This is a genomic window from Streptomyces sp. NPDC026589, from assembly GCF_040638385.1.
In the GTDB taxonomy this organism is placed as follows: Bacteria; Actinomycetota; Actinomycetes; order Streptomycetales; family Streptomycetaceae; genus Streptomyces.
On sequence record NZ_JBEZYG010000017.1, the window covers coordinates 55,750 to 70,388 of the forward strand.

The 14,639-nt window shown below is 74.6% G+C and carries 10 protein-coding genes; 6 read left to right on the forward strand and 4 right to left on the reverse strand.

The window, feature by feature from the left end; all coding sequences use genetic code 11:
* Positions 1–27: 27 nt before the first annotated feature.
* Complete coding sequence (locus AB0F29_RS27350; RefSeq protein WP_361877055.1) at positions 28–891, reverse strand: hypothetical protein; 864 nt, start codon at positions 889–891, stop codon at positions 28–30.
* Positions 892–1,015: 124 nt separating this feature from the next.
* On the opposite strand from AB0F29_RS27350, the gene AB0F29_RS27355 reads away from it, so the two are divergent.
* The 3 genes from AB0F29_RS27355 to AB0F29_RS27365 all read left to right on the forward strand — a co-directional run bounded on the left by AB0F29_RS27355 (position 1,016) and on the right by AB0F29_RS27365 (position 4,405).
* Positions 1,016–1,585 carry a hypothetical protein gene (locus tag AB0F29_RS27355; protein WP_361877058.1) on the forward strand — a complete coding sequence of 190 codons (570 nt, stop codon included), beginning with the start codon at positions 1,016–1,018 and terminating at the stop codon, positions 1,583–1,585.
* 137 nt (positions 1,586–1,722) lie between these two features.
* Positions 1,723–2,760, forward strand: a complete 1,038-nt coding sequence (locus AB0F29_RS27360; protein WP_361877061.1) for a rod shape-determining protein — start codon at positions 1,723–1,725, stop codon at positions 2,758–2,760.
* Positions 2,761–2,857: 97 nt separating this feature from the next.
* On the forward strand, positions 2,858–4,405 hold the full coding sequence (locus tag AB0F29_RS27365) for a GAF domain-containing protein (RefSeq protein ID WP_361877270.1): 1,548 nt from the start codon (positions 2,858–2,860) through the stop codon (positions 4,403–4,405).
* A 202-nt stretch (positions 4,406–4,607) separates the two neighbouring features.
* On the opposite strand, the gene AB0F29_RS27370 is transcribed toward AB0F29_RS27365, so the two are convergent.
* Complete coding sequence (locus AB0F29_RS27370) at positions 4,608–5,039, reverse strand: Lrp/AsnC family transcriptional regulator (RefSeq protein ID WP_018958355.1); 432 nt, start codon at positions 5,037–5,039, stop codon at positions 4,608–4,610.
* 127 nt (positions 5,040–5,166) lie between these two features.
* Here AB0F29_RS27370 and AB0F29_RS27375 point away from each other — a divergent pair, with 127 nt between their 5' ends.
* Positions 5,167–6,390: a NarK/NasA family nitrate transporter gene (locus AB0F29_RS27375; protein WP_361877065.1), complete on the forward strand. Its 1,224-nt coding sequence runs from the start codon at positions 5,167–5,169 to the stop codon at positions 6,388–6,390.
* A gap of 97 nt (positions 6,391–6,487) precedes the next feature.
* Here the strand turns inward: AB0F29_RS27375 and AB0F29_RS27380 are convergent, their stop codons facing one another.
* Positions 6,488–8,653: a ThuA domain-containing protein gene (locus AB0F29_RS27380; protein WP_361877068.1), complete on the reverse strand. Its 2,166-nt coding sequence runs from the start codon at positions 8,651–8,653 to the stop codon at positions 6,488–6,490.
* Positions 8,650–11,139 carry a PQQ-dependent sugar dehydrogenase gene (locus AB0F29_RS27385; RefSeq protein WP_361877071.1) on the reverse strand — a complete coding sequence of 830 codons (2,490 nt, stop codon included), beginning with the start codon at positions 11,137–11,139 and terminating at the stop codon, positions 8,650–8,652. Before AB0F29_RS27385 ends, AB0F29_RS27380 begins: the two co-directional genes overlap by 4 nt.
* 401 nt (positions 11,140–11,540) lie before the next feature.
* On the opposite strand from AB0F29_RS27385, the gene AB0F29_RS27390 reads away from it, so the two are divergent.
* Positions 11,541–13,127 carry an acyl-CoA synthetase gene (locus tag AB0F29_RS27390; RefSeq protein WP_361877074.1) on the forward strand — a complete coding sequence of 529 codons (1,587 nt, stop codon included), beginning with the start codon at positions 11,541–11,543 and terminating at the stop codon, positions 13,125–13,127.
* On the forward strand, positions 13,117–14,466 hold the full coding sequence (locus tag AB0F29_RS27395; RefSeq protein WP_361877077.1) for a carboxyl transferase domain-containing protein: 1,350 nt from the start codon (positions 13,117–13,119) through the stop codon (positions 14,464–14,466). Before AB0F29_RS27390 ends, AB0F29_RS27395 begins: the two co-directional genes overlap by 11 nt.
* Positions 14,467–14,639 lie beyond the last annotated feature (173 nt).

Below are 14,639 nucleotides of genomic sequence, written 5' to 3' on the forward strand. Positions count from 1 at the left end.
GGTCGCTCTTCAGGCGTCGCGTCGCGCCTACGTGCACCACCACAGGAAGCGGGTGCAGGTCGGGGACGGCGCCGGGGCGGGTGTCGGTTCCGCCGGGGGCGGCGGGGGTGCGGGCGCGGTCGTCGACTCCCGCGGATCGTCCGGTTCCGGCGGATCGGCGGGCGGGCTGTCGGGGACGTCGGACGGGCCCGCCTCGTCGGGGTCCGCGCCGTCGGGGTCCGGGGAGGCGGTGGGCCCGTCGGTGGGCGAGGCTTCGGGGCTCGGCGCGCGTGAGGGGTTCCCACGGCGCGTGCCGGCCGGTGAGACGTCGGTGGCGGGGCCCGTGGTCGCCCCGGCCCGGGACCCGGCCGGGCCGGGATCGCGGGGCTCGTCGGCGGACGGCTCCTCGGGCCCGGCCCCGGACGGGCCGGACGGCGACTCACGTACGTAGTCGGCTGCGGTGTCGTCCCGCCCGGGCTCCCCGGCCAGTTCCGCCAGGCTCAGGGCGCCCGCCGCGAGGAGCAGCCCGAGCGCGCCGAGCAGGACGGTCCGGCCGCGCCGGCGATGACCGCCGCGGGCCCGCCGCCGCGACGCGGGGCGGGCGTCGGACGGGCCTCCGGCGTCGGGCCGGCCTCCGGCACCGCGTCGGGCGTCGCGCCGCGCGTCCAACCGGGCATCGCGTCGGGTGCCACGTCGGGCGTCCAGCCGGGCATCGCCTCGGGCATCGCGCCGGGGGCTTCCCGGGTCGCCGGGCGCGGCCGTCCCGTCCGGCGACGCGGCGGCCCCGCCCGGGGCGTCACCCACGTCCGGGGCGGGCACGGCGTAGGGGCCCAGGGCCTCGGCGGGTGTACCGCACCCGGCGCAGGCCAGGGCTCCGTTGAGATGCCGTCGGCACGGGTGGCAGTAATCCATGGCGCCCGCAGGTTAGGCGTGCGCGGAAGAACCAGGGAAGCCGCACAGGTGAGGATCCTGTGACGAAGCGCTGATTGCGGTGACGGCCGGTCCGATACGCCTGACACGCGGGAGGATGGGCGGCATGACCGCTCCCGCCCCCTTCGGCCCCCTCCAGTTCCAGCTCGTCCTGCTGCGCCGGATGGCCGACCACCAGCCCGGTCTGGTCGAGGAGGCCCGGCATGAACTGAGCGCCTCCCTCGCCGATATGCGGGAGGCCAACCGCCGCTGGCAGGCCATGGTCCGGGCGCCCCGGGGGCGGGGGTCGCTGCGACGCTACCGCTCGGTGCTCGGCGAACCGGAGGCGATCCTGCCGCGCCGGGTCGGGGAGCTGGAGTGCGAGGCGCTGCTGTGGCCGGTGCCGCTCTGGCCCGACCTGCGGTTCGAGGTGATGGCCGGGCCCGGCGGGGCCGTGTGGAACGAGTGGCTGGTGCGGGCCCCGGGCGCGGCCGGACCGGAGCTGACCTCTCCGGACGCGCTGCTCCCGTGGTCGTGCACCGTGGACGAGGCGGCCCGCGCCTTTCCCCCGGCCCGGCCGATGGAGGGCAGCGCCCCGACCCGGTGGTCGCTGGCCGTCACCGACCCGGCCACCGGCGGGGAGCGGGTCGCGGAGTTCACCTGGGGCCTGTTCCAGCGGCTGCTTCCGGCCCGCTGACCTGAGGAGCCGTCAGCTCCAGCCCCCCTTACGGCGCAGCTCAGCGCGCGCGACGGGCCGGACAGCGCCAAAGTTGCAAAGAGAGATACCGGCTGCCGCCGGTGCCCCCCTCCATCCGCGCGCTCGGGAGAATCGCCGTGACCGTCAGCCTTGAGCAGTTGCAGCGTTGCCACGTCGCCGTCGATCTCGGGGCCGCGAGGACCCGGGTGTACGTCAAGGGGCTCGGCCTCGTCGTCGACGAACCGAGCGTCGCCGCCGTCAACACCCGTACCGGCTCCCTCATCGCCGTCGGTGCGCTCGCCGAGCAGATGACCGGCCGCACCCCCGAGTACATCCGGGTGGCCCGCCCGGTCTCCGGCGGCACCGTCGTCGACATCGAGATGGCCCAGCGGATGCTGCGCCATCTGCTGGGCGACAAGCTCCGCCGTCAGCTGCGCCGCAAGCCCCGGCTGCGCGCCGCCGCCTGCACCCCGCACGAGGCCGACCCGCTGGCCCAGCGTGCCACGGTGGAGACCCTGGTCGGGCTCGGCGCCCGCCGGGTCGAGCTGGTGGACACCCTGATCGCGGCGGCCGTGGGCTGCGGGCTGCCGGTCGAGCAGCCGACCGCCACCATGATCATGGTGTGCGGGGCCGCCACGACCCAGATCGCGGTGCTCTCGCTCGGCTCGATCGTGACCGCCGTCCGGATCCCGGTGGGCGGCAACGCGATCGACGAGGCGGTCATCCAGCATCTGCGCCAGCGCCACGAGCTGGTGCTCCCCAGCCAGTCCGTACGCCCGCTCCAGCTGGCGCTGCACGGCAACGGCCTCCAGCTGACCGGCCCCGCCCTCACCGAGATCCACGGCCGCGACGTGGCGACCGGGCTGGCCCGCTCGGTGCAGGTCGACACCGCCGCCGTACGGCAGGCCATCCACACGCCGCTCACCGCCGTGCTCGACGGGGTGGGCAAGGTGCTCCGCGACTGCCCGCCGGACCTGGTGGCCGACCTCGCGGACCGGGGCATCATGATGGTGGGCGGCAGCGCGCTGCTCCCGGGCCTCGACCAGATGCTGCGCGACGCGACCGGGATGCCGGTGCACATCGCGGAGCGTCCCGACGTCTGCTCGGTGCTCGGTCTGGGCGCCATGCTCGACGGCAAGATCCAGCCGATGGTCCTCAACCCGCTGGCGGGGTGAGCACGTCGGCACGGACCGGGCGGCGGAACGGCCGAAGCGGGCGGCGCGGATGAAGGGGCCCGTGGAGCCCGGCCCGGCCGCCGCCGGGCGGCTGCCGATGCTCCTGGAGGCGGTCCTCAACGTCGGCAGCGACCTGGAGCTGGGCTCCACCCTCCAGCAGATCGTGGACACCTCCACCACCCTCACCGGGGCCCGCCACGGTGCGCTCGGCGTGCTGGACCCGGACCGCGACCGGGTCGAGGAGCTGTACACCGCCGGGATGACGGAGGCGGAGCGGGAGCATCTCGACCTCTTCCCGGACGACTCGTCCGCGGGTCCGGCCGCACTGGTCGAGGAGGACCGGCAGGGCGGTCCCCCCGGCGGTCCCCCGGCGCGCGGCTTCCTGCGGGCGCCGATCCTGGTCCGGACCGAGGTCTTCGGGCACCTCTGGCTCGCCGAGAAGCCGTCGGGGCCGTTCAGCGACACGGACCGGGCCCTGCTGCGGGTCCTCGCCGCCCAGGCGGGCATCGCGATCGGCAACGCCCGGCTCTACGGCACGGCCCGGCAGCGCGAGCGCTGGATCGCGGGAGCGGCGGCCGTCACCACGGCCCTGCTGACCGGTACCGACGCGGCCGACGCGCTGATGACGGTGGCCGAGCGGGCCCGGGTGCTGGCGGGCGCGTCGGCCGGGGTGATCCTCCAGCCGACGGAGGAGGGCGGGATGGAGATCGTCACCGCGTCCACGCCGGACGATCCGGCGGGCATCGTCGGCACGGTGATCGAGCCCGGTTCCGAGGTGCTGGTGCAGCTGCTCGGCGGCGAACCGGTCTTCGTCGAGGACTCGGCCACCGATCCCCGGATGACCACCGGCGTCCGCTCCCGCTTCGGGCCGAGCATGATGCTGCCGTTGCAGAGCGGCGGGCGGCTCATCGGCACCCTCGCCCTGCCCCGGCGGCGCGGCGAGCGGCCCTACACGGAGATGGACAAGCTGCTGGCGACCCAGTTCGCCTCGCAGGCGGCGCTGGCTCTGGTGCTGGCGGACGCGCAGGCCGACCGGGAGCAGCTCGCGGTGTACGAGGACCGGGACCGGATCGCCCGTGACCTGCACGATCTGGTGGTCCAGCGGCTCTTCGCCACCGAGATGATGCTGGAGTCGACCCGCCGCCGGGCCGCGTCGGAAGAGACCGGCGGCGACGGGGAGGCGGAGACCGGCGGCGGGGAGGCGGAGACCGGCGGCAGCGGAGAGCCGGAGACCGGGGAGCTGCTGGGGCGGGCCGTGGACGAGCTGGACTCCACCATCCAGGAGGTCCGCACCGCGATCTTCGCGCTCCAGCAGCCGCCGGCCGGGGCTCCGAGCACCTTCCGGGGCCGGGTGCTGCGGGAGACCGGGGGCGCGGCGGCCCTGCTGGGTTTCCCGCCGTCGGTGCGGTTCGCCGGGGCGGTGGACGCGCTGGTGGGCGAGGAGACGGGGCGGGAGCTGCTGGCCGCCCTGCGCGGGGCGCTGGCCGCCGCGCACCGCAGGCCCGGGGTGTCGGCCATCGAGGTGGAGGTGGACGCCACGGTCCGGCTGCCGGACGGGCGGACCGGGGTGCGGCTGGTGGTCGCGGACGACGGGCGCGGCGAGGACGGCCGTCCGACGACGGTGACCTGGCAGGCCCCGGCCTGACCCGGCGGCCCCGGCGGCCCCGGCCTGACCCGGTGGCCCCGGCGGCCCCGGCCTGACCCGGTGGCCCCGGCGGCCCGGGCCTGACCCGGTGGCCCCGGCGGCCCCGGCCTGACCCGGTGGTTCCGGTGGCCTCGGCGGCTCAGACGGCCCCGGTGGCCCCGGTGGCCCCGGTGGCCCCGGTGGCTCAGACGGTTCAGACGGTTCAGTGCTTCGGGGCCGCCCGCAGGGCGATCCGGGTGTTGGAGTGGGCGATGCCCGCCTCCCGTTTCAGCCGGCGCAGCAGGGTGTCCAGCGCCCCGGGGTCGGCGACGGTGGCCCGTACGAGGTAGTCGTGGCCGCCCGTCACGTGGACCACCTCCGTGATTCCGGGCAGCATCAGCACCGAGCGTTCGAACTCCTCGTTCGTCGTGTCGAGCCGCAACGTCACATCAATGAAGACGACCAGGCCCGAACGGGTGTCGGCGGCCGGGTCGACGATGACGGTGAAGCCCCGGATGACCCCGTCGCGGCGCATCCGGCGGACGCGGTCGCCCGCCGCGTTGGCGCTGAGCCCCACGCGTACGCCCAGATCCCGGTACGAGATCCGGGCGTCCTCCTGGAGAATGCCGAGGATTTCCCTGTCCAGCCGATCCATACCGCGATTGTCCCAGCTCGTGGCGGTATCGGCTGAGGGAGGCCGCCGGGAGCGCCGGGCGCCCGCTGTCCCCCGGTCGGCGCAGCCCGGCGGGCCGTGCGGTGTACCGCGCCCTTGACTGGCTGGTGTGGACACCTCCGTCAAGCAGTCTCCCGAGCCGCCCGCCCCGGCGGCAACCGCTCCTCCGGCGGCCGCGTACCGCAATCTCGTCCTGGCGACGGTCGGCTTCGCGCTGACATTCTGGGCGTGGAACCTGATCGCGCCGATGTCCGGGGAGTACAAGGACCGGCTGGGGCTCAGCTCGTTCCAGCAGTCCTTCCTGGTGGCCGTGCCGGTGCTCGTGGGGTCGCTGGGCCGGATCCCGGTGGGGGCGCTGACGGACAAGTACGGCGCGAAGCTGATGTTCCCGCTCGTGTCGGCGCTGACGATCGTGCCGGTGCTGCTGCTGATCCCGGCGAAGAACTCCTACGGGGCGATGCTCGCGGTGGGCTTCCTGCTGGGGCTCGGCGGGACGACGTTCGCGATCGGCGTTCCGCTGGTCAACTCGTGGTTCCCGCCCGCCAAACGGGGCTTCGCCCTGGGGGTGTTCGGGATGGGCATGGGCGGGGTGGCGCTGTCGGGCTACTTCACCCCGCGCATCGCGAAGCACGGCGACAACCTGCCGTTCCTCGTGGTCGCGGGGGCGCTGGTGGTGTACGCGCTGGTGGCGGCCGTCCTGGTCAGCGACCACCCCGGCCGGAAGGTCCCCGCGGACACGCTGGCGCACCGGCTCGGCGAGGCCGGGAAGCTGCGGGTGACCTGGGAGCTGTCGGCGCTGTACGCGATCGGCTTCGGCGGCATCGTGGCGTTCGGGGTGTATCTGCCGACGTATCTGAAGACCTGGTACGAGATGTCGCCGACCGAGGCGGGCACCAAGGCGGCCGGGTTCGCCCTGGTCACGGTGGTCTTCCGGCCGATCGGTGGCTGGCTCTCGGACCGGGCGCACCCGGCGCTGGTGACCTCGGTAGCCCTGCTGCTGGCCGCGCTGATGGCGATCGTGCAGGCCTTCGAGCCGCCGCTGGACCCGGTCGGCACGATCGCGCTGCTGGCCATGGCGGCCGGGCTCGGCACGGCGAGCGGCAGTGTGTTCGCCCTGGTCTCGCAGGTGACGCCGCAGCCGAAGGTGGGCAGTGTGACGGGCATCGTCGGGGCGATGGGCGGGCTGGGCGGCTTCGTGCCGCCGCTGGTGATGGGTGCGATCTACAGCGCCAAGGACAGTTACGCGATCGGCTTCATGCTGCTGTCCGATCTGGCGCTGGCGGGGTGTGTGTACGCGTACGGGCGGATGCGGAGCATCCAGCGCGACGAGTGAGAACTCCGGGTACGCGCGACGAGTGAGGCCTCCGGGTACGGAGGAACGGCCGCGTTCCCGCCGGAACGCGGCCGTCCGTGTGCGGGCTCCGGTGCGGCTACCCGCGCTTGCGGAGCTGCTGTTCGAACCGGTCCGCCCAGTACGCGGTCCGGTCGAGGTAGGCCGTCTCGGCGGCCTCCCCGGTCGTGCCGTACGCCCCCTCGTAGGTCTCGTAGCCGTGGCCCGGGGGCGGGCTGGAGGAGGCCGGCTCGATGGAGCTGCCCTCGTGCCACTCGTTGAACGAGGTGACGGAGACCCAGGTGGGGTCGGAGCCGATGGCCGGGTCGAGGGCGTTGTTCCACCCCAGGTCGTAGGAGGCGCCGTCCTCGCGCCCCAGGGTGGGGGTGGTGTTGCCGGGCACGGCCCGGTCGTCGAGGTAGCCGGGGGCGACCGAGGGGGCCCAGACCAGGCCGTTGGCCTTGGCGTAGTCGCCCGCGTTCTTCCAGCCGGGGGCGGTGGCCCCGGCGATGCCGTCGTAGGTGTAGATCCCGCCGAAGTGGTCGACCTTGCTGGTGTCGGTGGTCTGGGCGAGGACGATGGCGGTGTCCTTGACGGCGTCCAGCGCGGACCAGTCCTGGATCCTCAGGCTCTCGAAGATGTAGTAGGCGTTGCGGTCGCCGTGGGCGGCGTCCCGGTAGAACGCGGGGTGGTCGCCGAACTTCCCTTCCAGGTAGGCGATGTCGTCGACGACGGAATCGGCGGTGCGGCCGCCGTAGGGCTCGATGTGCCAGGCGACCTCGATGCCGTGGCGGGCGGCGGCGTCCATGACGTCTCCTGCGAGGGAGTCCTCGTACCCCCCTTGCCCCCACCAGCTGTAGACGATGACGCCCGCGCCGGACCGCTGGACCCACTTCATGTGCTGGTCGACGGTTCCGGCGATGTCCCCGGAGTCGTACGGGCCGAGCTTCGGGTAGAGGTCGGCGCCGATGGAGTCGGGCGGGGTGTGGCCGCCCTGCTGCCAGTGCCGCCAGCTCCCCGAGCCGTCGGGGGTGCCGTACCACGGGTAGTAGAAGAGGTGCACGTTGGACGAGCCCTCGTCCTCGGTGGCCGGGGCGCGGGTCAGGGCGATGCGGTCGACGTCGAAGAGGGCGCCGGCTCCCCCGGTGAACCGCAGGAACAGCGGGCCCGTCCCGGCGGTCAGGGCGGTGGTGACCTCGGTGAAGGTCTCCCAGCCGCCGGTCGGGGCGACGTCCGCGGAGCCGAGGAGCGGCCCGGTGGCGGAGCCGGAGCGGACCTCGATGGTGCCGCCGGCGCCGGCCGAGGAGACCCGGGCGGTGAAGGCCGTGGCCCCGGCGGTGTCGAGGGCGGAGTAGCCCGCCCAGTCGCCGTGGTCGATGTAGCCGAGGGTGGCTCCCCCGCTCGCCGAGCCGTGGGCGGCGCTCTGGACGCCGGAGGAGGAGGTGTACGCCTCCGCCTCCGCGCTGTCGCCTCCCGGGTCCGGGCCCGGGCCGCCCGCACCGCAGTCGGCCTCGACGGCTCCGGCCGCGTACTGGACGCCGCCGAGGAGGAGTTGGCGGAAGTCCGGGTCGGCGAAGGACTCGATGGTGTGGCCGAGTCCGGTGTAGAAGGAGCGGCCCTCCTGCTGCGGGTGGCACCAGGTGATGGGGTGGTCGCCGCCCATCTCGCCGCCGCTGTAGCTGGATTCGTCCAGGGACTGGAGTACGTGGACGTCAGCGCGGGGGTTGGAGCGGTAGTTGTACCACTCGTCGGTCCGCGTCCAGGTGTCGTCCAGGTGCGCGGTCGCCGGGTGGACGTGGTCCTCGGTGGTGAGGCGGGCCTCCTGGATCGCCGGGTGGCTCTGGAATCGGGCGCCGACGAGGTCCTCGTACTCCGGCCAGTCGTATTCGGTGTCGGCGGCCGCGTGCACGCCGACGAATCCGCCGCCGCCGTCCACGTACCCCTTGAGGGCGCTCTGCTGGGTGTCGTTCAGGACGTCGCCGGTGGTGGAGAGGAAGACGACGGCCTCGTAGGTGGCGAGGTTCGCCGGGGTGAAGGCGGTCGCGTCCTCGGTGGCGGTGACGATGAACTCGTCGGCCACGCCGAGCTGTTGGAGGGCGGTGATGCCCGCCGGGATGGAGTCGTGGCGGAATCCGGCGGTCTTGGAGAAGACCAGGACCTGGTACGGGTCGGCTGCCGCCGCGCTCTGTACTCCGGGGCTCAGGAAGGCCGCCCCGAGCGTGAGGGCCACGGCGCGGGCGAGGCGGCGGACGCGGGATCGTCTCATCGGTGGTCCACCTGCACTCCCTGGGTGTCGAACGTGAAGGCGTCCAGGTCGAAGAGGCTGCCCTGGCCCGTCGGGCCCTTGAAGACGAAGAACAGCTCGGTGGATCCGGCGGGGGCGTTGTTCACGTCCGCCGTGACGTTCACGAAGTTCTCCCAGCCGCCGGTCGGGGCGACGGTGAGCGTGGACAGGAGCGCCCCGGTGGCGGAGCCGGCCCGTACCTCCAGGGTGCCGCCCGCGCCGCCGGAGGCGACCCGTGCGGTGATGGAGGTGGCGTCGGACAGGACGTACGGCGTGAAGGAGACCCAGTCGCCGTTGTCCGTGTAGCCGACGGTCGCGCCGCCCTCGGCGGGGCCGTGCGGGGCGACCTGGACGCCGTTGTGGGCGGCGAAGTGCTCGCCCTGGCGGTGGCGGGGCTGGAGGACGGAGTCGCTGTGCGTGGTGAGCCCGCCCGCGTCGGTGTACTCGGCGTCGAAGACCCCGTAGATGTTGGCGGCGGTGTCGTGCTCCCCGTCGACGGGGACGTCGATGGTGCCGGAGCAGCCGTTCTTCGAGGTGATCTGGTGGCGGTGGCTGTCGTGGCCGAGGAGGTAGGTGACCTTGACCTTGGAGCAGTCGATCGTGCCGTCCTCGGGGTCGCTGACGCTCACGGTGAAGGGGACGGAGTCGCCGAAGGAGAACAGTGAACCGTCCGCCGGGGTGGTGAGCGTGACGGTGGGCGCGCTGTTGCCGGCCGTCACGACCAGGCTCGCGGAGCCGGTGAGCCCTTCGGGGTCGGTGACGGTCAGGGTCGGGTCGAAGGTCCCGGCGGTGGTGTAGGTGTGGCTGGGGTTCGGGTCGGTGGAGGTGGCTCCGTCGCCGAAGTCCCAGGCGTAGGTGAGGTTCCCGCCCTCGGGGTCGGCGCTGCCGGCCGAGGAGAAGGAGACCGTGAGCGGGGTGGGCCCGGAGGTCCTGTCGACGGCCGCTTCGGCTACCGGGGAGCGGTTGCTGCCCGCGAGGTGTTCGACGCGGTAGAGGGCCTGGTTGTTCGCGCCGGTGCCGTAGTCGAGGACGTACAGCGCGCCGTCGGGTCCGAAGGCGGAGTCCATCACCTGGGTGCCGGTCCACGGGAAGGTGTCGATGGTCCCGGGCGATCCGTCGGCCTTCACCTCGACCGGCTTGATCCACTTGCGGCCGTACTCGGTGGCGAAGAAGCGGCCGTCGAGGGAGGCGGGGAACTTCACCGCGGAGTCGAGGTTCGCGTCGAAGTCGTACACGGGTCCGGCCATCGGGGACTCGGACCCGCCGCCGAACTCCGGCGGGGAGCCCGCGTCGCCGGCGTACCGGATCCAGGCGGGCCGGGCCGGGGGCAGTGTGTCCTGGCCGGTGTTGCGGAAGGAGTTGTTGGCCGGGCCGGCGGCGCAGTCGTACTTCCCGGCGGACGGGCCGCTGGGGAAGGTGTACTCGCCGTACGTCTCCGTGGGCGTGTTGGCGCCGGTGCAGTACGGCCAGCCGAAGTTGCCGGGCTGGGTGACCCGGTTGAACTCGACCTGGCCGCTGGGGCCCCGGGCCGGGTCGGTGCCGCCCGCGTCGGGGCCGTAGTCGCCGATGTAGACGGCTCCGGACTTCTTGTCGACGGACATCCGGAACGGGTTGCGGAAGCCCATCGCGTAGATCTCGGGGCGGGTGTCCGGGGTGCCGGGGGCGAAGAGGTTGCCCGCCGGGACGGTGTAGCCGCCGTCCGCCGTGGGCTTGATCCGCAGCAGCTTGCCGCGCAGGTCGTTGGTGTTGCCGGAGGACCGCTGGGCGTCGAACTGCGGGTTACGGTCGGCGCGTTCGTCGATGGGGGCGTAGCCGGCCGACTCGAAGGGATTGGTGTCGTCGCCGGTGGTGAGGTAGAGGTTCCCGGCGGCGTCGAAGTCGATGTCGCCGCCGACGTGGCAGCACTGGCCCCGGTCGCTCGCGACTTCCAGGACGACCTTCTCGCCGGCGGTGTCGAGGGTGCCGTCGGCCTTGAGGACGAAGCGGGAGAGGTTCAGATGCCCTTTCCACGCCGCGAAGTCGGCGGCGGAGCCCGTGGTGGGCGCATCACCGGGCGGGGTGTTCAGGACCGGCGAGTAGTAGAGGTAGACGAAGCGGTTCGCCGAGAATCCCGGGTCGACGGCGATGCCCTGGAGACCCTCCTCGTCATGGGTGTAGACGGCGAGCTTCCCGGCGGTCCTCGTCGACCCGGCGGCGTCGGTCAGCCGGACCGTGCCGTCGCGGGCGGTGTGCAGCACGGACCGGTCCGGCAGCACGGCGAGCGACATGGCCTCGCCCAGTTCGGCCCCGCCGAGGGCGAGTTGGACCTGCTGGTAGTCGGCGGCGGGGATGTCGGCCGCGACGCGTGGGGCGCGGGCTTCGGGGTCGGCGGCGAGGGCCGGTCCCACGGCGGGGACGGCGAGCGTGGCCGCCAGCAGTGCGGCGAGCGCGGTGGCGTATCTGGACCACCGTGGGGGTGCGGGTGACATGGTCGTTCCTTCCTGACGGTACGTGGGGTCCCTCAGGCAAGGCGCTGTCGCGCTTTGCGGCGTACGGGTCCCGGCGCGCGGGGCGTACGGCATGCGGCGTGCGGGCGTACGGCGTGCGGCGTGCGGCGTGCGGCGTGCGGGCGTGCGACGACTGCGCCGGTGAACGGGCGCAGGCAGCTTTTTTCTTGGAGAGAGCGCTCCAACTCCCCCAACAGGGCGGCTTTTTGCATGCTGGCAACGCAAAATTAGTTTGTCAAGGTCGTGTCAAAATTGTGGTTGAGTGCTCCGTGCAGCGATGCGGCGAGCGGGACGAGCTGTCCGGAAACCGACCCGGGGTGACGCTGCCCTCATCGGCATCCGGGTCCGGGCGAGGCCCGCCCGGAGGCCCTAGGCTTCCCGGCGTGACCCTCCTTCTTCCCGCGCTCCAGTCCCCCACCGGCCCGGCGGCCTCCCGGGAGGCCGTCCGCTTCGGTGACCTGTCCCTGAGCTACGGCCGGCTGGCCGGAGCCGCCGACGCGCTCGCCGCCCGCATCGCGGACGCGGGCCGGGTCGCCGTCTGGGCCACCCCGACGCCGGAGACCGTGATCGCGGTGGTGGCGGCACTGCGGGCCGGGGTCCCGGCCGTGCCGCTCAACCCCCGCACCGGCGAGCGCGAGTTGGCGCACATCCTGGCCGACAGCGAGCCCACGGCCGTGCTCGCGGGACCGGGCGACGCGCTGCCGCCCGCACTGGAGAAGCTGCGGCGCGTGACCGTGGACGCGCGGGCGGCGGGCGCTCCCGCGGAGGACTCGGCGGGCGGGGTCCCTCCGGCCGAGGAGGGGCCGGAGGCCATGGCGGGCGGGGCCCTTCCGGCCGAGGAGGACCCCGAGTCCCCCGCCCTGATCGTCTACACCTCCGGCACCACCGGCCCGCCGAAGGGTGCCGTCCTGCCCCGGCGGGCCGTCGCCGCGTCCCTGGACGCGCTGGAGGACGCCTGGGGGTGGACCGGCGACGACGTCCTGGTCCACGCGCTGCCGCTGTTCCATGTGCACGGGCTGATCCTGGGCGTCCTCGGCCCGCTGCGGCGCGGCGGCTCCGTCCGTCACCTGGGGAGGTTCTCACCCGAGGGCGTGGCCCGTGAGCTGGCCTCCGGCGGCACCATGCTGTTCGGGGTGCCGACGATGTACCACCGGCTGGCGGAGGTGCTGGACGGCCCGGAGGGCGGGAGCGGTCACGGCTCCCCGGAGGGCGGGAGCGGTCACGGCTCCCCCGTGGACGGTCGCGGACGGGACGCGCTGGCCGGGGCGCTGGCCGGGGCCCGGCTGCTGGTCTCCGGCTCGGCGGCGCTGCCCGTGCACGACCACGAACGCATCGCGGCGGCCACCGGGCGGCGGGTGATCGAGCGGTACGGGATGACGGAGACCCTGATGAACACGGGGATCCGGGCGGACGGCGCCCCGCGCCCCGGCACCGTGGGCCCGCCGCTCGCCGGGGTGGAGCTGCGCCTGGCCGAGGAGGACGGCACGGTGCTCGGTGAGCCGGGGGCGATCGGCGAGATCCAGGTCCGGGGCCCGAACCTGTTCACCGGCTACCTCAACCGGCCCGACGCCACCGCCGCCGCGCACACGGCGGACGGCTGGTTCCGTACGGGGGACGTCGGCACGGTCGACGAGGACGGGTACGTCACGATCGTCGGGCGCAAGGCCACCGACCTCATCAAGAGCGGCGGCTACAAGATCGGCGCGGGCGAGATCGAGAACGTGCTGCTCGCGCACCCCGGCGTCCGGGAAGCCGCCGTGACCGGCGAGGAGGACCCGGACCTGGGCGAACGGGTCGTGGCCTGGGTGGTCGCGGCCGACCCCGGCTCCCCGCCCGCCGCCGAGGAGCTGGCGGACCATGTGGCGGCCCAGCTGGCCCCGCACAAGCGCCCGCGCACCGTGCACTACCTGGACGCCCTGCCCCGCAACGACCTGGGCAAGATCATGAAGAGGTCGCTCCATGCCGGCTGACTCCCCCGCCCGGGCGACGGCCCGGGAGGCGATCGCGCTGCTCACCGGCCCGGCGGGCTTCACCGAGCACCGCCCGCCGTCGCACCCCCTGCCGCCGGACGGTCCGCTCGGCTGGGCGGGGTACGACGCGGCGCGGGAGCGGGCCGCGACACGGACCGGCGAGGAGGAGTCCGTGGTGTACGGCACCGGGGTCGTCGGCGACCGCGCGTGCGTGCTGCTCGCCTTCGAATTCGGTTTCCTGGGCGGCTCGTTGGGCCGGTCGACGGGGGACCGGCTGGTGGCCGCGTACGAGCTGGCCCTGACCCGGCGGCTGCCCCTGCTCGCGCTCGTCGCCACCGGCGGCAGCCGGATGCAGGAGGGCATGGTCGCGCTGACCCAGCTCCAGCGGGTGGCCGCCGCCTCCACCCGGCTGCGCGCGGCCGGGCTCCCGCAGATCGCCGTGGTGCGCGACCCGACGACCGGCGGCGGCTGGGCCACGGTGGGGGCAGGCGCCGACGTGGTGCTGGCGCTGCCGGGCGCGCAGGTCGGCTTCGCCGGTTCCCGGGTACGGCCGGCGGACGCGGATCCCCAGGCGTACAGCGCCGAGGGGCAGTTCGCGGCGGGCCAGGTGGACGCGGTCGTCCCGCCCGGCGAGCTGGTCCGGGCGCTGACGCACTGGCTGCGCGCGCTCGGCCCGCACGGCGCGCTCTCCGCCGCCCCGTTGCCCCGCGCGCTGTCGGCGGCCCGGCTTCCGGAGACCGGGCGGGAGGCGGTGGCGGCGGCCCGCGACCCTCGGCGACCTCGCGCGGAGGCGTATCTGGCCGACTACTTCGGCGTCCGGCTCCCGCTCCACGGTGACCGGTGCGGCGGTACGGACCCGGGGCTGCTGTGCGGCTTCGGGCTGCGCGCGGACGGACTGCCCGTCGCGTACGTCGCCCAGTGCGGGACGCCGACCCGCCCGGCCGGGTACCGCGCGGCGGCCCGGACCATCCGGCTGGCGGGCCGGCTCGGCGTCCCCGTCCTCACCCTCATCGACACCCCGGGCGCGGCCAACGACGCCGAGGCGGAGCGGGCGGGCGCGGGCGCGGCCATCGCGGACGCCTTCGCGGCCGTCGCGGCGGTCCGGGTGCCGGTGACGACGCTGGTGATCGGCGAGGGCGGCTCGGGCGGGGCGCTGGCCCTCGCGGTACCGGACAACACCCATGTCACGGCGGACAGTTACTTCTCCGTCATCGCCCCGGAACTGGCCGCCGCGATTCTCAAGCGGCCGCCGTCGGAGACCGGCGCCACCGCGGACCAGCTGCGGTTGCGTCCGCAGGACCTGCTGGAGCTCGGGTTCGCCCGCTCGATCGTGAGCTGAGCGGGCGGCGGCGGCCGGGGCTCCGAGGCCGGGCGGGGGCCTGGGCCGGGCCTCCGGGGTCGGGTCGGGGTCGGGCCACGGGGTCGCGTCGGGGTCGGGCCTCCGGGCCGGGCTCGGGGTCGGGACTCCGGGCCGGGCCCGGGCGGGGGCCGGGACTCCGGGCGGGGGCCGGG